Source organism: Microbacterium oxydans, from assembly GCF_900095745.1.
Classification (GTDB): domain Bacteria; phylum Actinomycetota; class Actinomycetes; order Actinomycetales; family Microbacteriaceae; genus Microbacterium; species Microbacterium oxydans_B.
The window spans coordinates 61247-80314 of sequence record NZ_FMIR01000008.1 but is presented as its reverse complement, the minus strand read 5'-3'; the positions used below and the strand labels follow the sequence as shown (position 1 = coordinate 80314).

Below are 19068 nucleotides of genomic sequence, written 5' to 3'. Positions count from 1 at the left end.
TGTCTCACCCTCGACCAGGGAGCGTCATGCAGGATTCGCTGCGGATCACCGCCAGCAAGATCGATCCGGGGCTGCTGGCCCTCCCCTGGTCCACCACTCTGGCGAAGTGGCCCTCGGAGCACATCGTGTCGCTTCCGAAGGGCCTCTCCCGCCACCTCGTGCGTTTCGCGGACCTCTCCGGCCGGGTCATCGCCGTGAAGGAGACCACGGCGGAGATGGCCCAGCGCGAGTACGACATGCTCGGAAACCTCGCCCGCCTCGACGTGCCCTGCGTCGACCGGGTCGCAGTGATCGCCGGCCGCACGGATGCCGACGGGGAGGCCCTCCCAGCCGCCCTGGTCACCTCTCACCTGCGCTTCTCGATGCCCTATCGCGCCCTGTTCACTCGGGTTCTGCGCCCCGACACCGCAAACCGACTCGTCGATGCCCTGGCCCTGCTCCTGGTGCGACTGCACAACGTCGGCTTCTACTGGGGCGACGTCTCCCTGTCGAACACGCTCTTCCGCCGCGATGCGGGAGCGTTCGCCGCGTACCTGGTCGACGCGGAGACGGGCGAGCTGCACGAGGAGGGGCTGACCGACGGGCAGCGCGCCTACGATCTCGACCTGGCCCGCACGAACATCGCCGGCGAGATCATGGACCTCGCCGCGGGCGGTCGCCTCGAACACGGTGTGGACGCGGTGGCGATCGCCGACGGCATCGTCTCGTCGTATCGATCGCTGTGGGCCGAGCTCACCGCCCAGGAGTCCTTCTCGGCGGCGGAGACCTGGCGCATCACGGAGCGGGTCGAGCGTCTCAACGCCCTGGGGTTCGACATCGACGAGATGTCCATGTCGACGACCGCGGACGGCACCGTCGTCGAGATCCAGCCGAAGGTGGTGGATGCCGGTCACCATCAGCGCCGCCTGATCCGCCTGACCGGTCTGGACGTCGAGGAGAACCAGGCGCGGCGACTGCTGAACGACCTCGACGAGTTCCGAGCCCGTTCGACGAAGCAGTGGGTCGACGAGGAGATGTACGCGCACGAGTGGCTCACCCGCGTCTTCGAACCGGTGGTGCGCGCGATCCCGTACGAGCTACGAGCCAAGCTCGAACCCGCCGAGGTCTTCCACCAGGTGCTCGAGCATCGCTGGTACCTCTCGCAGGCGCAGGGGCGCTCGGTGCCGCTCGCCGAGGTGCTGACCAGCTACATCAACGAGGTGCTGCGACACCGGCGCGACGAGGCGACCATCATGGGTCCGCCGACCGAGACGATGAGCCTGCCTGTCGTCACCGGCGTGACGCCGGTGGCCGATGACGACGAGGACATCGACTGGCGCGACCTGGTCTGATGCCCGGACGGGCGCCGAGCATCGTGGCGTCAGTAGCCGACGGTGAACCGCTCGCGGTGGTGATTGCCCTGCTCGACCTCGTCCACCACGGCGACCGCGAAGTCCGCGCCCGAGATGAAGGACTTGCCGTCGGCGTCACGGACGAGCACGTCGCCACCGTCGCGGTAGTGCCCTGTGCGCTCGCCTTCGGCCCACGGACCGAACACCTCGGCGGGATGGATGAAGAACCAGTCGAGGCCGGCATCCGTCGCCTCCAGGAGGGCGAGGGAGTCGATGCCGACCTGCGCCTCGTGTTTGTACTCCTCGGGGAAGTCCTGGTCGAACAGACGCGGCCCGCCGGGGGCCACCAGGCTGCCACCTGCACCGCCGACGACACCGAGACGCGTCTCCGTGCCTGCGAGCCGGTCGACGACGTTCGACAGCGCGTCGAGCGCACGGTCCTCCATGTCGCCGCGAGGCGAGAGGGCCGATACGACGGCGTCGGCGCCGACGAACGCTTCCGCGAGAGGACCGAGGTCGAGGGCGGAGCCCTGCAGATACGCGGCTCCCGCCACCGGGTCAGTGGGCTCGGAGCGGGAGATCGCGATCACCGCGTGGCCGCGACTCACCGCCTCCGCGACGATGTGACGACCGGCGTAGCCGGTCCCTCCGAGCACGATGATGCGAGCCATGATCTGCCTTCCCTCGGACGGTCTAGTTCTTCGCGGCGCGGAGCGACGCGACCTGGTAGAGCGCGACCGATGTCGCGATGCCGGCGTTCAGCGACTCGGTGGCCGCGGAGATCGGAATCGAGACGATCTGATCGCAGGTCTCGGAGACCAGTCGCGACAGGCCCTTACCCTCCGAGCCGACCACGATCACGACAGGTCGATCGGCCAGCTGGAGGTCCGGGAGCGACACATCGCCGTCGCCGTCGAGGCCGAGCACGAACACGCCTTGCTTCTTGAATTCCTTGAGCTGCGTGGTGAGGTTGGTCGCCAACGCCACGGGGGTCCGTGCGACGGCTCCCGCACTCGTCTTCCACGCCGCCGAGTTCACGCCGGCCGAGCGGCGCTGCGGGAGGATGATGCCGTGGCCGCCGAACGCCGCGGTGGAGCGGATGATCGCGCCCAGGTTCCGGGGGTCGGTGATGCCGTCCAGCGCCACGAACAGCGGGACCTCGCCCTTGTCGATGACCTGCTCGAGCAGATCCTGCGGGTGTGCGTAGTCGTACGGCGGCACCTTGATCGCGACGCCCTGGTGCACACCGTCGAAGCCGGCCATGCGGTCGAGCTCCGGACGAGTGACCTCCATCACGGGGATCCCGCGATTCGTGGCGATCGCCAGCATCTCCTTGACACGGTCGTCCATCTCGACGCGCTGCGCGATGTAGAACGCCGTCGCCGGGATCTTGGCGCGCAGTGCCTCGAGGACGGAGTTGCGACCGGTGACGTTCTCGGTGTCGTCTCCTGCCTTGGCCTTCGGCGCACGGTTCGAGCCGCCACCGGATCCCGGACGACTGCCGCCCGGGCGCCCCTTGCCACCGGATGCGGCGTAGCGCTCGGCTGCGGCCTTGCGCTTGCCTGCGGGGTGCCAGGCGCGATCCTCCGCCTTCGGGGTCGGTCCGCGACCCTCGAGCGCCTTGCGCCCGAGTCCGCCGGTGCCCTTGGTCGGGCCCTTCTTGTTTCCCTTGTTCGCGCCGGGGCGCTGTGGCTTAACCATCGATACTCCAATGAGTTCCGGCCGGAGTGTCCTCCAGCGTGATTCCTGCGGCGGCGATCGCATCTCGGATACGATCCGCCGCCGCCCAGTCCTTGTCAGCGCGCGCCTGAGCGCGCTGGGTGATCATCGTCTGGACGAGTGCATCCAGAGCGGATGTCGACGCGCCGCCCTTCGTGGATGGCGTCGGGGTCAGTCCGAGGACCGACGTCATCGCCAAGACGGCAAAAGCCGAATCCAGCGCCGCGTCGGTGTCGCCGGCATCGAGCGAAGAGTTTCCCGCACGCACCGTCTCATGCAGGACGGCGAGCGCCTGCGGCACGCCGAGGTCGTCGTCCATCGCGGCCGCGAATGCCTCGGGGAGGCTCTGCGAGTAGGACCTTCCCCGTCCCCCGTCCTCAGCACGAAACGCGCGCTGCAGGAACGACTCGATCCGGCTCAGCGCCGCTTCGGCCTCGGTCCAGGATGACTCACCGAGGTCGAGGCTCGAACGGTAGTGCGCTGCAGCGAGTGCGTAGCGCACCACCAGCGCGTCATGCGCGGCCAGGACATCTGCTGCCAGCGTGAAGTTGCCGAGCGACTTGGACATCTTCTGCCCGTCGACGGTCACGAGCCCGTTGTGCACCCAGTACCGGGCGAAGCCGTCGCCCGCGGCCGTCGACTGCGCCAGTTCGTTCTCATGGTGCGGGAAGCGGAGGTCCAGCCCACCGCCGTGGATGTCGAATTCGGCACCGAGGTACCGCTTCGACATCGCCGAGCACTCGATGTGCCACCCCGGTCGGCCCGCGCCCCACGGCGACGCCCACGTCGCGTCTGCCGGCTCGTCCGGCTTCGTGCCCTTCCAGAGGGCGAAGTCCTGCGGGTTCCGCTTGCCTCGGGGGTCAGCATCCTCGGCCGCCTCCATGGCGTCGAGGGACTGATGCGTCAGTGAGCCGTAGTCGGACCACGACCGCACGTCGAAGTACACGTCCCCCGAGCCGTCGGGGGCGGGGTAGGCATGTCCGCGCTCGATGAGCAGCGCGATCAGCTCCTGCATCTGAGGAACGGACGCCGTGGCTCGCGGCTCGTACGTCGGGGGGAGGATGCCGATGCCGGCATACGCCGCGGTGAACTCCCTCTCCATCCGGTATGCGAGCGCCCACCACGGCTCGGCATCCGTCGCGTTGGCGAGCACCTTGTCGTCGATGTCGGTGACGTTGCGCACGAATGTGACCCGACCGTACCGATGCTCGAGCCAGCGACGCAGGAGATCGAAGCTCAGAGCCGCTCTGACGTGGCCGATGTGGGGCCCGGACTGCACCGTGGGTCCGCACACGTACATCGTGATGTTCTCGGGGTCGAGAGGCACGAAGTCGCGCAGCAACTGTGCGCGGGTGTCGTAGAGGCGGAGGGTCACCGGTCAAGCCTACTCGGCGACTGCTGAGCGCCCGCCCCGTGCCGACGATTCACCGAGGTTGTGACGTTCTGCCGACGGATCAGGGGTATCTTCTCCGACGATCGTCACATGCTCCGCGGAACGTCGGGCACGACCGCCGCGATGGCGGTGACAGCGATGCCCTCGCCGCGTCCGGAGAAACCGAGCCCGTCGGTCGTCGTGGCCGTGACCGACACGGGGGCACCCAGGATCGCGGACAGCACCGCCTCCGCTTCGTGCCGACGAGGGCTGAAACGCGGCCGGTTCCCCTGCAACTGCACGGACACGTTGCCGATCACGAAACCGGCCTCGGCGAGCAGCGCACGCGTGCGAGCGAGGAAGACGTCGGCGTGTGCGCCGGCGTACTCGGGGTGGGAAGTGCCGAAGTGTTCGCCGATGTCGCCGAGGCCCGCCGCCCCCAGGAGCGCGTCGACGATCGCGTGGGCGACCGCATCGCCGTCCGAATGCCCGGAGAGCGGCCGCTCTCCCGGCCACTCGAGGCCGGCGAGCCAGAGGCTCCCGTCGCCACCGAAGGCATGGACGTCGGTGCCGATTCCGACGCGAGGAATGCCGGGGATGTCCACCGAGGAGTCCGGGCGCGCCACCGGAGCCGATGCTTCCAGCAGGTGCCGCGCCCGTTCCAGGTCGCCCGGAGTCGTGATCTTGAACGCGCGGGCGGACCCGTCGATGTGCCGCACCCGGTATCCGGCGGCCGCGAACAGGGCCGCATCGTCGGTGTATTCGATCCCGTCGGCCCGCGCGGCTTCGTAGGCCGCTTCGAGCTCTGCGCGCGGGAAGCCCTGGGGCGTCTGCGCGGCAGCCAGCTCGGAACGGTCCACGGCCGAGACCACGGCGCCCTCCGCCACCTTCTTGAGGGTGTCGACCACGGGCAGCACGGGGATCACGCCTTCCCCCGGCACGACAGCCCGAGCGACCGCATCAATCTGCGCCGGAGGAGTCAGGGCGCGAGCCGCGTCGTGCACGAGAACCGTCTTCACATCGCCCCAGAGCGCGGCGAGACCGGCAGCGACGGACTGCTGTCTGGTCGCGCCACCGGGCACGACACGTCCGAGGTCGCGCCGGTCCCCTGCCGCCGCGTCCAGCTCCGCCAGCGCATCCCCCTCGTGTCCGGCCGGGGCGACGACGACGACCTGAGCAGGTGCTGCGGCGAAGACGCCGTCGAGCGCGTGGCGGAGGATCGAGTGCGCGTCGATTCCGACGAGGGCCTTCGGCGCCCCCGCATCCAGTCGGGTGCCGGAACCGGCGGCGACGACGATGATCGCGGTGTCGGGTACGGGAAGCAGAGTCACCGTCTCACGCTACCGCGTGGCAGGAACGACGAAGGGGCGGATGCCGAAGCATCCGCCCCTTCGCAGAGAACTCAGGAGGCGAGGACCTCGTCGAGCAGTGCGCCCGCCTTGTCCTCGTCGGTCTTCTCCGCGAGCGCGAGCTCGGAGATGAGGATCTGACGAGCCTTCGCCAGCATCCGCTTCTCCCCCGCGGACAGGCCGCGGTCCTGGTCGCGGCGCCACAGGTCGCGGACGACCTCGCTCACCTTGATGACGTCGCCCGAGGCGAGCTTCTCGAGGTTCGCCTTGTACCGACGAGACCAGTTGGTGGGCTCTTCGGTGAAGGGTGCGCGCAGCACCTCGAAGACATGATCGAGACCTTCTTTTCCGATCACGTCACGAACGCCGACCAGGTCGACATTCTCCGCAGGGACCTCGATGATGAGATCGCCCTGGGTGACGTTGAGCTTCAGATATTTCTTCGCCTCACCCTTGATGATGCGCTCCTTGACCTCGATGATGGTCGCAGCGCCATGGTGGGGATAGACGACGGTTTCGCCAACCTCAAAAAGCATAAAAACGTGTCCTTTCGGCAACCTCAAGGATACCACAGGGGAGATGCGCTAAGGTTCGCGCCCCCTGGGCCCCGGGGCCGTCGCGACTTACCCATAGAATGGATGCGGACATCCCGCCGGACCTCAGGAGGACCCGTGAAATCGCGCCTTGTTGCGTCTGCTGCGCTCAGCGCTCTCGTTCTGTTCGGCGCCACCGGGTGCACATTCATCACTCCTCAGTCCACCAAGACCGAGTACGCGGCGTCCGACGGAGTGAACATCTCCGACGCCGACGGCCCGATCGATGTGCGCAACGCCCTCGTCATCGCCACCGACGACGGCTCGGTCGGCAACTTCATCGCCGGCATCGTCAACCCGACCGATGAGAGCGCCACGCTCACCATCGCGCTCGCGGACAGCGAGCCGTTCACCGTCACCGTTCCGGCGGGTGGCACGGTGAGCCTCGGCGCCGACGAGGAGCCGCTGCGCATCGTCGGCCTCGACACCATGCCCGGTGCGACCGTCGAGATCCACTTCCAGTCGGGCGATTCCACGGGCGTCAAGGCCGAGGTCCCGGTGCTCGACGGCTCGCTCCCCTACTACGCAGATCTGGTCCCCTCAGAGTCGGTACCCACTCCGACCCCGATGCCGACCGACACGGCAGCTCCGGCGCCCGCGGACTGATCCCCGCAGGGAACACGCAAGAGGCCGGCACCCCCACGGGGCGCCGGCCTCTTCGGCGTTCAGCCCTCGAAGCGGTATCCGAGACCCCGCACGGTGACGAGCATCACGGGCTCGCTCGGGTTCTCCTCGATGCGGGAGCGGATGCGCTTGATGTGCACGTCGAGCGTCTTCGTGTCACCGAAGTAGTCGCTCCCCCACACCCGATCGATCAACTGACCGCGCGTGAGCACTCGTCCCGAGTTGCGCATCAGGACCTCGAGCAGCTCGAACTCCTTCAGCGGCATGTTGATCTGCTCGCCGGCGACCGAGACAGTGTGCCGGTCGATGTCGAGCGAGACCCTGCCCCCATCGAGCACCCGCTCGTCGAGTTCGCTGTCGGCCTGCACCACCCGCCGCAACACGGCGCGCATGCGGGCGAGCAGCTCGCGGGACGAGTAGGGCTTCGTGATGTAGTCGTCCGCCCCGAGCTCGAGTCCCACCACGATGTCGACCTCGGAGTCCTTGGCCGTCAGCATGATGATCGGCACCGCCGAGGTCGAGCGGATCTGCCGGCATACCTCGGTGCCGGGCATCCCGGGCAGCATCAGGTCGAGCAGCACGATGTCGGCGCCCCGCTCCCGGAAAGCCGCGAGCGCGCCGGGGCCGTCCTCCGCGATCTCCACCTCGTACCCCTCACGTCGCAGCAGGTACGCGAGCGGGTCGGCGAGGTCGGGCTCGTCTTCGACGAGAAGGATTCGGGTCATGCTCTCTCTCCGTTTCGAACGCGCGCGGATGCCGCAGCCTTGGCCGCTTTGCGCGCACGCTTCTTCTTGCTCTTCTTGCCCGTGTCGGCGTGGTCGGGGGCATCGATCCGAGGAAGTCGGATCGTGAAGGTGGACCCTCGTCCGGGGCGCGACCACAGCCGCACCTCTCCGCCGTGGCGCTGCGTGGCGTGCTTGACGATGGAGAGCCCGAGTCCGGTGCCGCCCGTGCGGCGGGAGCGGGCCTCATCAGCCCGGTAGAAACGCTCGAAGATGCGCTCCCGATCGGCCTCGGCGATGCCGATGCCCTGGTCGGAGACGGCGATCTCGACCACGCCGTCCTCCGCCCGGACGCCGACCCCCACGCGCGATCCGCGGGGTGAGTACACGATGGCGTTCGCGATCAGATTGCCGACGGCCTCGATCAGGATCTGCGCGTCACCACGCACCCATACGCCGCGGTCGCCTCCCCTGGCGAGCTCCACGCCCGCGGAGTCGGCCTGAACGACATGAGCCTCGATGGAGGCGGCGATGACCTCGTCGATCGCGACGGGGCCCACCTTGGTCAGACCGTCTTCTGCCTGGAGCCGGGAGAGGCTCATGATGCGTCCCGTGAGCTGGCCGAGCCGTCCTGCCTCTGCCGAGATCCGAGCGGCGAAGATGCGCACCTGCGCCGGGTCATCGGCTGCGGACTCGATCGCTTCGGCGAGAAGGCTCACCGCGCCCACCGGTGTCTTCAGCTCGTGGCTCGTGTTCGCGACGAAGTCCCGACGCATCTGATCGAGCCGTTCCTGCTCCGTGACGTCGCGGATGATCAACAGGACCAGGCGGCTGCCGATCGCACTGGCACGAGCAGAGACGAGTCGCGGATCGAGGCTCAGTCCGCCTCGCGTGATGCGCATCGACTCGGTGGCCGTGCCGCCGGCCGTCCTGATCCCGCGCACCAGCTGACGCAGCTCCGGGTTGTCGAGCGTCGAGCCGACCTCGATCCCGAACCGGCTCGCGGCGTCCGATGCCGCGAGCACCAGCCCGGACGTGTCGACCACTCCGGCCGCGTCGTCCATGCTGTGCAGCACGTCGGTGATCCCGGAAGGAATCGCCAGCGACGTCTCCTCCTGAACCCGGGCCCGCGCCCGATAGGCCCACACCACGAGCAGGGAGAGGCCCACGCCGATCACCAGCCCGATGGCGAGCGAAGACAGCGCGAGCTGCGGCAAGGTCATGTCATAAGCGTAGAGTGCGTTCACCGTCCGTCCGGCGGGTTTCCGCGCGCTGGCGGGAAGAGGAGAAGTACTATTCACGTGCTGGGCACCGTTCGTTAACCTTCGAAGCAGACAATCGCTTCGGGCTTGTGCGGGAGCACAGACCTGCTCCTGTGCGGACGACCCGCCTTCTCGCGCTGACCCAGCCGAGATCCGAATGAAAGGTTGCGCCCCAACATGCGCGAAGTCTTCCACCAGTCCCTCGAGGACCTCCAGAACCGCCTCGTCGAGATCGCCGACCTCGTCACGGTCTCGATCGACAAGGCCACCAGGGCTTTCGCCACCAGCGACGTGGCCCTGGCCGAAGAGGTCATCGCCGACGACGCGAAGATCGACGAGCTGGCCGTCGCCCTCGACGAGCAGGCCATCGAGATCCTCGCCCGCCAGCAGCCGGTCGCCCGCGACCTGCGCATCGTCGTCACGGCACTGCGCGTGAGCGCCTCGCTCGAGCGCATGGGCGACATGTCCGAGCACATCGCCCAGCTCGCCCGACTCCGCTTCCCCGAGCGCGCCATCCCGAAGGGTCTCAAGGGCACCTTCGTGAAGATGGGCGAGCTGGACGTCGAGATCTCCCGCACCCTGTCGGAACTTCTGCGCACCGGCGACCTGCGCTTCGCCGACACCATCCGCAATGCGGACGACGACGTCGACGAGCTGCACGCCAACGTCTTCGAGAAGGTGCTCAGCGACAACTGGAAGGGTGAGGCGACCGCGACCGTCGACGCCACCCTCGCCAGCCGCTACCACGAGCGCTTCGCCGACCACGCGGTCGCCGTCGCCAAGAAGATGGTCTATCTCGCGACCGGCGACTGGGCCGTCGAGGAGGAGGACATCCGCCTCGCCGTCGAACAGCAGGAACTCGGGCAGCAGGAGCTCGGGCACGCCTGACCCGCCGCGCGAGACCCCGTTTTCACGACGAAACCCCGTGCTGCAGACATCTGCAGCACGGGGTTTCGTCGTGTTCCCGGGGGTTTCGGGCTCTTACTTCTTGCCCTGGGCCGCGACGGCTGCGGCACCGGCGGCAGCGGCCTCCGGGTCGAGGTAGCGACCCGGGCCGGTGGGCACGTTGTTCTCGTCCAGCTCGTAGACCAGCGGGATGCCGGTCGGGATGTTCAGCTCGGCGATGTCGTCGTCGCTGATGCCCTCGAGGTGCTTCACGAGACCTCGCAGCGAGTTGCCGTGCGCCGTGACGAGCACCGTCTTACCGGCCTCGAGGTCGGGGACGATCGCGCTCTCCCAGTACGGCAGCAGACGGTCGATGACGAGCTTGAGCGACTCGGTGCGCGGCACCTCGCCGTCGATGCCCGCGTAGCGGACGTCGTTCACCTGGCTGAACTCGCTCTCATCGTCGAGCACGGGCGGCGGCACGTCGAACGAGCGGCGCCAGAGCTGGAACTGCTCGGGACCGAACTCCTCGAGCGTCTGCGCCTTGTCCTTGCCCTGCAGCGCACCGTAGTGGCGCTCGTTGAGCCGCCAGGAGCGCGTCACCGGGATCCACAGACGGTCGGCGGCATCGAGCGCGATGTTCGCCGTCTGGATGGCACGGCTCAGCAGGGACGTGTGCAGCACGTCGGGGAGGATGCCGGTCTCGGCGAGGAGTTCTCCGCCTCGACGCGCCTCCTTCTGGCCCTGCTCGTTGAGGCGGACGTCCACCCAACCGGTGAACAGATTCAGTTCGTTCCATTCACTCCGGCCGTGGCGGAGCAGGATGAGGGTGCGCGTCGCAGTCATGTCGCCAGTTTATCCGGGCGCGGGCCGGCGCTCGATTCGGATGCTGGGAGGATGGAGACATGGCGTCATCTCCCCTCGGTCGGCCGACCCGTGGCACCACGGGGACGAACCGGCTGCGGCGCAACGACCGCTGGATCGCCGCGAGCGATGCCCTGCGCCGGGCATCCGACCCACTGGTCATCGATCTGGGTTACGGCGCCAGCGGCGTCACGGCACTCGAGCTCGCGACGCGCCTGATCCGGGTGCGCGACGACGTCGAGGTGCGCGGCCTCGAGATCGACCCCGCGCGCGTCGCCACCGCCGATGCTCAGCTCGCCGAGGTCCGAGCCGGACGGACGCCCTTCGCGTCCGATCTGCCCGTCTCGTTCGCGCGAGGCGGTTTCGAGGTCCCGCTCCCCGGCGGACGGCGAGCCGCGGTGATCCGCGCCATGAACGTGCTGCGGCAGTACGACGAGCAGGATGTCCCGGACGCGTGGGCCCGCATGGCCTCACGCCTGGCGCCGGACGGCCTGCTGTTCGAGGGGACCTGCGATGAGATCGGCCGCGTCTCGAGCTGGATCGACGTCGACGCGCACGCCGTGCCGCTGCGCTTCACGATCTCCCTGCGCCTCGCCGATCTCGAGTGGCCGAGCATCGTCGCGGAACGCCTGCCGAAGGCGCTCATCCACCGCAACGTCCCGGGGGAACGGATCCACGCGCTGCTGGTCGATCTCGACCGCGAGTGGGAGCGGGCGGCGCCCCTGTCGACGTTCGGCGCCACGCAGCGTTTCCTCGCCGCGGTGAGCGCTCTTCGCGCGCAGGGGTGGCCGGTGCTCGGCGGCCGGACGCGCTGGCGGCTGGGCGAGCTCACGCTGCCTTGGGCGGCCGTCGCTCCCCTCGCGGACTGAGGTCAGCTGCCGACGCCGGTGCTGCGCGGGTCGGGCGCAGACGGACGACGAGACAGCCGCGTGAGGCGCGGGATGTCTGCCATGGCACCGGCATCCGCCGGCACGATCACCTGTTGGGACGCTGCGATGTCGATGCCGTCAGCACGCACCACGAGATCGCCGACCGGTGCGCGACGGGAGAGGATGGCGAGCGCGATCGGCCCGTCTTCGTGGTGCCGGGCCACCGACGTGATGTGCCCGACCTCTTCGTCCCCCGCGAACACCGTTGCCCCGGGCTCCGGCAGCACGGCGTCGCTGCCGTCGAGGTGGAGCGCTGCCAGACGGCGCGGAGGGTGTCCGAGGTTGTGCACCTTGGCGACCGTCTCCTGCCCGCGGTAGCAGCCCTTGTTCAGGTGCACGGCGCTGCGGATCCAGTCGGACTCGTGCGGCAGCGAGCGCTCGTCGACCTCGGCGCTCCACCGCGGACGCCAGGCGGCGATGCGCAGCGCCTCGGAGGCAAGGAGTCCCGCGAGGGCATCGCGGTCGATCGACGTGGCGAGCGCGTCCGCTGCGTCGGCGCTCAGGATCGCGACGCGCCACGCGTAGTCCGCCGCGGGATGCTCGGCGACCTCGGCGTACTGATGCCCTCCGCTGCTGATCCGCTGCCACGGATCCGCCCAGATCAGAGGGCTGCCGTTCGGCGCGAACGCTGCCGCGGATGCCGTCGGCGCCACCGCGCCCCCGTCGATGTAGCCGATCAGCGTGAGGTCGGGCCGCACATCGACCGTTGCCTGCGTGCGGAACTTCATGCGGGTCAGCCAGCCGGCGAGCGCCTCGGCGTCACCGGCATCGGCGAGAAGCCAGGTGGATGTGCCGTCGTCGAGGACACCGGCCGCGTGCTCGACGCGCCCCTGCGGGTCGAGCACCAGCAGCTCCGTGCTCTCGCCGGGGGCCAGATGGCCCACCGACTGCGAGGTGATCGAGTCGAGCCAGGTCAGCCGCTCGGGCCCCGAGACCTCGATGACCGTACGGTCGCCGAGAGGAGCAAGGGCCGCACCGTCGGCGAGTCGCCGCTGCTCGCGGAAGGCATCACCGAAGTGCATGATCCGGTCACCGTCGGACACGACGCCGTCGAGCTCGCCGAAGCCCGGCATCTCAGACCTTGGCCAGTCGCGCCGAGGCGTGCGAGCGGAGCGGGGTGCCGAGCGCTGCGACATCCCATGCCCACAGCAGGTGGCCGTCGACCAGGCCGTACATGCGGGACGAGGCGGTGTGCACCTTCGCGCCGGCGCTGCGGACGACGGCATCCGTGCCGATGTCGACGCGCGGTCCGTTGATCTCACCGATGTAGAGCTCGAGCGCGCCGTCGGAGTGCGCGACCGACACCTCGATCGGGAATCCGCCGCTGGGAGCGCGCAGTTCCTCGACGTCGTCGACGGTGCGCGTGACGGCGGGAGCCAGGGGCGGGAGCAGTGCGGGCCCCGGATCCGCCGGTGCGGCCGGGCGGGCGAGCCGCCAGAAGCCGGTCTCGGCGAGGAGCGCGGTGGCCGGTGCGCCGTCTTCCGAGAGGAACGTCGCGGTACCCGAATAGTTGAGGAACGGGCCGCCGTCGTGGCTGAAGCTGACCCGGTGTGTGAACTCGCCCTGCAGACGTTCGTCACCCACCGGATAGTCGATGACGCCCGTGCCCTCCCACACGCCGATCAACCACGCGAGCGGGGCGAGGTCGGCGGGAAGGTCGGTGGGGAGTTCGATCACGATCGCGTCAGCGCTGGCCGCGGAAGAGGTTGCGCAGCACCACTGCCGAGACGAAGACGATAGCGAGGCTCGCGAGGCCCAGCAGGCCGATGAAGAAGATTTCGAGCGCCATGAGGTCCATGTGCTCCACCTTACCGCGCCGCGCCGGCGTCAGGACGGGATCAACGCAGCCAGGCCGAAACCGATCGAGATGAGGCCCATCAGCAGCAGGGCGCCCGTGACGCTGCTCGCCACCCGGAAGATGAAGCCCTGCGTGCGCCCGTACCAGAGCTGCACGGCGAACGACAGCAGCACGACGCCGCCGAAGCCGACCAGCATCCAGGGCACGCGCCATTCCTCCGGCACGAAGATGCCGATCGCCACCGTGGCGACGAACGCCGTCGCCCACACGACGATCACACCGACGAACGCGTTGCGCGGTGCGAGTGCTGGATCCGTCATGACACCATTGTTGCGCATCGCGTCCCGGTATCATGGCGGCACGGCGTCGATCCCCCGTCGGTGAGGAGTGCGCGTGGCCCTGGTCCTGGTTCTGACCAACGCTCCGCTCTCGGAGCAGGTCCTGCCCGCTCTCGAGTTGCTGAGCCATAAAGCGCGCCAGATTCCAGCGGAGCCCGCGCAGCTGGTCAACGCCCCGGAGTACGACGTCGTGATCGTCGACGGTCGTCATGACCTGGTGGCGGCGAAGTCGCTGTGCCGCCTGCTGCGCGCCACCGGACAGGGCGCCCCCTTGCTCCTCGTGGTCACCGAGGGCGGGATGAGCGCGCTCTCCGGCGATTGGGGCATCGACGATGTCCTGCTCGTCACCGCCGGCCCTGCCGAGATCGACGCACGGCTGCGTCTCGCACTGGCGCGGCGCGATGACGTCGCCGAACCCTCGCGGGTGCAGGCCTCCGGCGTCACGATCGATGAGCAGTCGTACTCGGCGAAGCTGCGCGGCAGACCGCTGGACCTCACCTACAAGGAGTTCCAGCTGCTCCACTTCCTTGCCACACACCCGTCACGCGTCTTCACCAGGGAGCAGCTGCTCAGCGAGGTCTGGGGCTACGACTATTTCGGCGGCACCCGTACCGTCGACGTTCATGTGCGGCGGCTCAGGGCGAAGCTCGGCGACCAGGAGCAGATCATCGGCACGGTGCGCAACGTCGGCTATCGCTTCAACGTCAACGAGGACGAGAGCGTCGCCGCTGCCGGGTGAGGACGGACGCTGTTCACACGAGCGTCACCCGGCGGTGCTTAGATGTACCCCATGATCGATCCCGCACTCGCCGATGCCGGCCTCGGAGACGCCGAAGACGATGACTTCGACGCCATCGAGTCGCCCGACTCCCAGCTCCCGGACCACCGCTACCTTGATCGCGAGCTCAGCTGGCTCGCGTTCAACCAGCGCGTGCTGGAGCTCGCCGAGGATCCGTCGCTGCCCGAACTCGAACGGGCCAACTTCCTGGCGATCTTCGCCAGCAACCTCGACGAGTTCTTCATGGTGCGCGTCGCGGGCCTCAAGCGGCGCATCATGACCGGACTCGCGGTGCCGACCAACATCGGCCGCTCCCCCGTGGACGCCCTTGCGGACATCTCCCGCGAGGCGCACGCCTTGCAGCTGCGTCACGCGGATGCATGGATCTCGATGGTGCGACCCGCTCTCGCCGAGTCCGGCGTGGAGATCACCGACTGGTCCGAACTCACCGATGGCGAGCGCTCCGCCCTGTCCGAGTACTTCCAGGCCCAGGTCTTCCCGGTGCTGATGCCGCTGGCCGTCGACCCGGCGCACCCGTTCCCGTACATCTCGGGCCTCTCGCTGAACCTCGCCATCCGCATCCGCAACGCGCGGACCGGTCGGCAGGAGTTCGCGCGCCTCAAGGTGCCGCCCATGCTCCCCCGCTTCGTCGAGGTGCCCGGTGGTGGCGAGATCAAGCGCTTCCTGCGTCTGGAAGAGCTCATCGCGAACCACCTTGGCGATCTGTTCCCCGGCATGGAGGTGCTCGATCACCACGCGTTCCGGCTGACGCGCAACGAAGACGTGGAGATCGAGGAGGACGAGAGCGAGAACCTCATCCAGGCGCTCGAGGCTGAGTTGCTCCGTCGTCGGTTCGGCCCGCCGATCCGCCTGGAGATCACCGACGACATGGATGACGTCACCATGGACCTGCTGGTCCGTGAACTCGACATCACCGACCTCGAGATCTACCGCCTCCCCGGCCCGCTCGATCTGCGCGGCCTGTTCGATCTGTCCCGCATCGACCGCCCCGACCTGCGCTACCCGCCGCACCTGCCCACCACGGCCGTGGCCTTCCAGCCCGCGGGATCGAGCAACCGCGCCGACATCTTCAAGGCGATCCGCAAGTCGGACGTGCTGGTTCACCACCCGTACGAGTCGTTCACCACCAGCGTGCAGGCGTTCCTCGAGCAGGCTGCCCGCGACCCGCACGTGCTCGCCATCAAGCAGACGCTGTACCGCACCTCCGGCGACAGCCCCATCGTGCAGGCGCTCATCGACGCGGCCGAGGCCGGCAAGCAGGTTCTGGCACTCGTCGAGGTGAAGGCGCGATTCGACGAGGCCAACAACATCGTCTGGGCGCGCAAGCTCGAGAAGGCCGGCGTGCACGTGGTCTACGGACTCGTCGGGCTGAAGACGCACTGCAAGCTCGCCCTCGTGATCCGCGAAGAAGACGGCAAGCTCCAGCACTACTCCCACGTCGGCACCGGCAACTACAACCCGAAGACCAGCCGCATCTACGAGGACTTCGGCCTCTTCACCGCAGATGCGCAGGTCGGCAAGGATCTGACCCGACTCTTCAACGAGCTGAGCGGTTATGCCATCGAGAAGAAGTTCAAGCGGCTCCTCGTCGCCCCGTTGCACCTGCGCAAGGGTCTCGTCCGCCAGATCGACGCCGAACGCAAGAACGCCGAGGCCGGCGTGCCCGCGCACATCCGCATCAAGGTCAACTCGATGGTCGACGAGGAGATCATCGACGCGCTGTACCGCGCGAGCGCCGCGGGAGTGAAGGTCGACGTCTGGGTGCGCGGCATCTGCAGCCTGCGCACGGATCTCGACGGCATCAGCGACAACATCACGGTGCGCAGCATCCTCGGCCGCTATCTGGAGCACTCGCGGATCTTCGCGTTCGAGAACGGCGGTGACCCGCAGGTGTACATCGGCAGCGCCGACATGATGCACCGCAACCTCGATCGTCGCGTGGAAGCACTGGTGCGGGTCACCGATCCCGCCCACCTGAAGGAGCTGCAGACGTTCTTCGACCTGGCGATGGATGCCGGGACGACCTCGTGGCACCTGGGCGCCGGCGGCGTCTGGGAGCGCCACGCCGTGGACGCGGACGGCAAGCCCCTGATCGACCTGCAGGATAAGACCATGGGGTTGATCCAACGGCGTCGCCGCGCACGGGCGGTTCGATGAACACTCGGCAGCTGCAGCTCCCGCCCGACACGGCGACCGGGTCGAAGTGGGCGGACAAGGCCGTGTATGCGGCGGGAGCTGTGGTCTGGCGGCTCGTCGAGGGCAAGCTGCGGATCCTCCTGATCCACCGCACGAAGTACCGCGACGTCACCCTGCCCAAGGGCAAGGTCGACCCCGGAGAGATGCTCGCCGAGACCGCCGTGCGGGAGGTGCACGAGGAAACCGGCATCCGCGTCTCGCTCGGCGTATCGGTCGGTGTGAGCCGGTACCACCTGGCATCCCAGAAGCAGAAGGTCGTGCACTACTGGGCGGCGGAAGCGACGGACGCCGCCATCCGGGAGTCGACGTTCGTGCCCAACCGGGAGATCGCCGCGTTGGAGTGGGTCAGCGTGAAAAAGGCGCGTGCGCGCCTGAGCTACCCCGTCGACCTCGAGATCCTCGACTTCTTCTCCAACCTCGTCGACGACGGCGTGCTGCGCACCTTCCCCGTGATCGCGCTGCGGCATGCGAAGGCCACGCCCCGTTCGGAGTGGGACGGGTCGGATGCCTCCCGTCCGCTCACCGAGCGCGGACGCAAGCAGGCGAAGTCGATCGTGGGACCGCTGCGTGCCTTCGGCGTGCGCCGGATCGTGACCAGTGACGCGGTGCGCTGCGTCGAGACGATCACCCCTCTCGCCCGTGCGCTCGATCGCAAACCCGTGAAGACCGACAAGATGAGCCAGGACGCCTGGGAAGACGGCGAGTCCGATCTGCGCGCGGTCGTCGGACGCCGTATCCGCGCCGGCAAGCCGGCCGTGCTGTGCAGCCACGGCCCGGTGCTGCCCGGCCTGCTCTCGGAGATCGCGCTGGCAACCGGCACCATCCAGGGCTCGTATCTCAGCAGCGCCGCAGACCTCGAGCCGGCCGCGTTCTCGGTCGTCCACCTCTCCTCCACGAATCCCGGATCCGGGATCATCGCGATCGAGACCCACATCCCGAAGGTCTGATGCGTCGACGGGCTCCGCGCCCCAGGGCCGCAATCTCGCGGGAGCACCCCAGAGAGTCGCCCGTCGTTCACCTGCCGTTCACCTGCTCGGGAGAGTCTCGTTAACCGTCGCCCATAGCGTCACTGTGTGCCCTGCACCGGGCCCCACCCATCAAAGATCGAAGGATCCACAGTGAAGATCTCCCGAATCGCACGAATCGGCGCCATCGGCGCCGTCGCCGCTCTCGCCCTCGCCGGCTGTGCCGCGAACGAAGGCGGCACCGGTTCCACCGAAGCTCCCACCTCCGACGTCGCGGCCGTCAGCGGCTCGCTCGTCGGCGCCGGCGCATCCTCGCAGCAGGTCGCCATCCAGGCGTGGACCGCCGAGTTCCAGAAGACCAACCCCGACGCCCAGGTCGAGTACGACCCGCAGGGCTCGGGCGGCGGCCGCGAGTCCTTCCAGCAGGGTGCGGTCAACTTCGCCGGTTCCGACCGCGCGTTCAAGACCGACGAGATCTCGGCCGGTGGCTTCGGCGCGTGCGTCGACGGCTCCGACCTCATCGAGATCCCGGCCTACGTCTCCCCGATCGCCATCGTCTTCTCGCTCGACGGCGTGGACGAGCTGAACCTCGCCCCCGAGACCATCGCGTCGATCTTCGCCGGCAAGATCGCCAAGTGGAACGACCCGGCCATCGCCGCGGACAACCCCGACGCTGAGCTCCCCGACCTCGCCATCACGCCGGTGCACCGCTCCGACAAGTCGGGCACCACGGGCAACTTCACCGACTACCTCGCGCAGACCGCGGGCGACGTGTGGACCGCGGGCAGCGTCGAGGAGTGGCCGGCCGACCTCGCCGGCGAGTCCGCCGAGAAGACCTCGGGTGTCGCCAACGCCGTCAAGGGCGGACAGGGCCTCATCGGCTACATCGACTCGTCGCAGGCTGCCGACTTCTCGGCCGTCAACGTCAAGGTCGGCGACAAGTTCGTGCCGCACTCAGCCGAGGGCGCCGCTGCCACGCTCGACGCGTCGAAGATCGAGGAAGGCCGCACCGACGGCGACCTCGCCTTCGCGATCGACCGCACCACGACCGCTGATGGCGCGTACCCCGTGCTCCTCGTCAGCTACCTCATCGGCTGCGCCGAGTACGAGGACGAGAACGTCGCCGCACTGACCAAGGCGTTCTTCACCACGGCGATCAGCGCCGAGGGCCAGGACGTCGCCGCGACGAACGCCGGCAGCGCCCCGATCTCGGACGACCTGCGCACGCAGGCACAGGCTGCGATCGACCTCATCAAGTGAGTCGATGACGGTCTCCGGGATGCCATACGGCGTCCCGGAGACCGTCTGCTCGCGTCAGACAC

At 68.6% G+C, this 19068-nt stretch carries 19 protein-coding genes; 8 read left to right on the top strand and 11 right to left on the bottom strand.

What is annotated here, in order from left to right:
* The first annotated feature begins 26 nt into the window (after nt 1-26).
* The gene (locus BQ2383_RS02625; RefSeq protein WP_091028949.1) at nt 27-1331 is read left to right on the top strand and encodes a DUF4032 domain-containing protein; all 1305 of its coding nucleotides are present in this window, start codon (nt 27-29) and stop codon (nt 1329-1331) included.
* A gap of 29 nt (nt 1332-1360) precedes the next feature.
* Here BQ2383_RS02625 and BQ2383_RS02620 read toward each other — a convergent pair whose 3' ends face one another.
* The 5 genes from BQ2383_RS02620 to BQ2383_RS02600 all read right to left on the bottom strand — a co-directional run bounded on the left by BQ2383_RS02620 (nt 1361) and on the right by BQ2383_RS02600 (nt 6307).
* Nucleotides 1361-2002 (bottom strand): NAD(P)-dependent oxidoreductase, encoded by a 642-nt coding sequence (locus BQ2383_RS02620; RefSeq protein WP_091028944.1) that lies wholly within the window; start codon nt 2000-2002, stop codon nt 1361-1363.
* A gap of 22 nt (nt 2003-2024) precedes the next feature.
* Entirely contained in the window at nt 2025-3032 is a 1008-nt protein-coding gene (gene rlmB, locus BQ2383_RS02615; protein ID WP_091028941.1) for a 23S rRNA (guanosine(2251)-2'-O)-methyltransferase RlmB, read from the bottom strand.
* On the bottom strand, nt 3025-4425 hold the full coding sequence (cysS, locus tag BQ2383_RS02610) for a cysteine--tRNA ligase (protein ID WP_091028939.1): 1401 nt from the start codon (nt 4423-4425) through the stop codon (nt 3025-3027). Before cysS ends, rlmB begins: the two co-directional genes overlap by 8 nt.
* Nucleotides 4426-4529: 104 nt before the next feature.
* On the bottom strand, nt 4530-5753 hold the full coding sequence (ispD, locus tag BQ2383_RS02605) for a 2-C-methyl-D-erythritol 4-phosphate cytidylyltransferase (RefSeq protein WP_091028936.1): 1224 nt from the start codon (nt 5751-5753) through the stop codon (nt 4530-4532).
* A gap of 71 nt (nt 5754-5824) precedes the next feature.
* Nucleotides 5825-6307, bottom strand: coding sequence for a CarD family transcriptional regulator (locus BQ2383_RS02600; protein WP_017201416.1), 483 nt, complete (start codon nt 6305-6307; stop codon nt 5825-5827).
* Between the two features lie 135 nt (nt 6308-6442).
* Between BQ2383_RS02600 and BQ2383_RS02595 the strand changes: the two genes are divergently transcribed.
* Nucleotides 6443-6970, top strand: coding sequence for a DNA modification methylase (locus BQ2383_RS02595; protein ID WP_091028931.1), 528 nt, complete (start codon nt 6443-6445; stop codon nt 6968-6970).
* Between the two features lie 59 nt (nt 6971-7029).
* On the opposite strand, the gene BQ2383_RS02590 is transcribed toward BQ2383_RS02595, so the two are convergent.
* Both BQ2383_RS02590 and BQ2383_RS02585 read right to left on the bottom strand, forming a co-directional pair.
* Complete coding sequence (locus BQ2383_RS02590; RefSeq protein ID WP_029262768.1) at nt 7030-7713, bottom strand: response regulator transcription factor; 684 nt, start codon at nt 7711-7713, stop codon at nt 7030-7032.
* The gene (locus tag BQ2383_RS02585) at nt 7710-8933 is read right to left on the bottom strand and encodes a sensor histidine kinase (RefSeq protein ID WP_091029234.1); all 1224 of its coding nucleotides are present in this window, start codon (nt 8931-8933) and stop codon (nt 7710-7712) included. The genes BQ2383_RS02590 and BQ2383_RS02585 overlap by 4 nt, the downstream gene beginning before the upstream one ends.
* A 216-nt stretch (nt 8934-9149) precedes the next feature.
* Here BQ2383_RS02585 and phoU point away from each other — a divergent pair, with 216 nt between their 5' ends.
* A complete protein-coding gene (gene phoU / locus BQ2383_RS02580; protein ID WP_091028928.1) occupies nt 9150-9860 on the top strand; it encodes a phosphate signaling complex protein PhoU in 711 nt (236 codons plus the stop codon).
* Nucleotides 9861-9953: 93 nt separating this feature from the next.
* Here the strand turns inward: phoU and BQ2383_RS02575 are convergent, their stop codons facing one another.
* The gene (locus BQ2383_RS02575; RefSeq protein WP_091028925.1) at nt 9954-10703 is read right to left on the bottom strand and encodes a phosphoglyceromutase; all 750 of its coding nucleotides are present in this window, start codon (nt 10701-10703) and stop codon (nt 9954-9956) included.
* A 59-nt stretch (nt 10704-10762) separates the two neighbouring features.
* On the opposite strand from BQ2383_RS02575, the gene BQ2383_RS02570 reads away from it, so the two are divergent.
* Complete coding sequence (locus BQ2383_RS02570; RefSeq protein ID WP_091028922.1) at nt 10763-11590, top strand: class I SAM-dependent methyltransferase; 828 nt, start codon at nt 10763-10765, stop codon at nt 11588-11590.
* A 2-nt stretch (nt 11591-11592) separates the two neighbouring features.
* Here BQ2383_RS02570 and BQ2383_RS02565 read toward each other — a convergent pair whose 3' ends face one another.
* The 3 genes from BQ2383_RS02565 to BQ2383_RS02555 form a co-directional block, all read right to left on the bottom strand.
* A complete protein-coding gene (locus BQ2383_RS02565; protein WP_091028918.1) occupies nt 11593-12723 on the bottom strand; it encodes a YgfZ/GcvT domain-containing protein in 1131 nt (376 codons plus the stop codon).
* A gap of 1 nt (nt 12724) precedes the next feature.
* Complete coding sequence (locus BQ2383_RS02560) at nt 12725-13327, bottom strand: FABP family protein (protein WP_091028915.1); 603 nt, start codon at nt 13325-13327, stop codon at nt 12725-12727.
* Between the two features lie 150 nt (nt 13328-13477).
* Nucleotides 13478-13768 carry a hypothetical protein gene (locus tag BQ2383_RS02555; protein WP_091029229.1) on the bottom strand — a complete coding sequence of 97 codons (291 nt, stop codon included), beginning with the start codon at nt 13766-13768 and terminating at the stop codon, nt 13478-13480.
* A 73-nt stretch (nt 13769-13841) separates the two neighbouring features.
* Here BQ2383_RS02555 and BQ2383_RS02550 point away from each other — a divergent pair, with 73 nt between their 5' ends.
* From BQ2383_RS02550 to pstS, 4 genes are all read left to right on the top strand, one after another.
* Nucleotides 13842-14525, top strand: coding sequence for a winged helix-turn-helix transcriptional regulator (locus BQ2383_RS02550; RefSeq protein WP_091028911.1), 684 nt, complete (start codon nt 13842-13844; stop codon nt 14523-14525).
* A gap of 51 nt (nt 14526-14576) precedes the next feature.
* Nucleotides 14577-16742, top strand: a complete 2166-nt coding sequence (locus BQ2383_RS02545; protein ID WP_091029225.1) for an RNA degradosome polyphosphate kinase — start codon at nt 14577-14579, stop codon at nt 16740-16742.
* The gene (locus BQ2383_RS02540) at nt 16739-17728 is read left to right on the top strand and encodes an NUDIX hydrolase (RefSeq protein ID WP_244175866.1); all 990 of its coding nucleotides are present in this window, start codon (nt 16739-16741) and stop codon (nt 17726-17728) included. The genes BQ2383_RS02545 and BQ2383_RS02540 overlap by 4 nt, the downstream gene beginning before the upstream one ends.
* Before the next feature lie 171 nt (nt 17729-17899).
* Nucleotides 17900-19006: a phosphate ABC transporter substrate-binding protein PstS gene (gene pstS / locus BQ2383_RS02535; protein ID WP_091028908.1), complete on the top strand. Its 1107-nt coding sequence runs from the start codon at nt 17900-17902 to the stop codon at nt 19004-19006.
* Nucleotides 19007-19068: the final 62 nt, after the last annotated feature.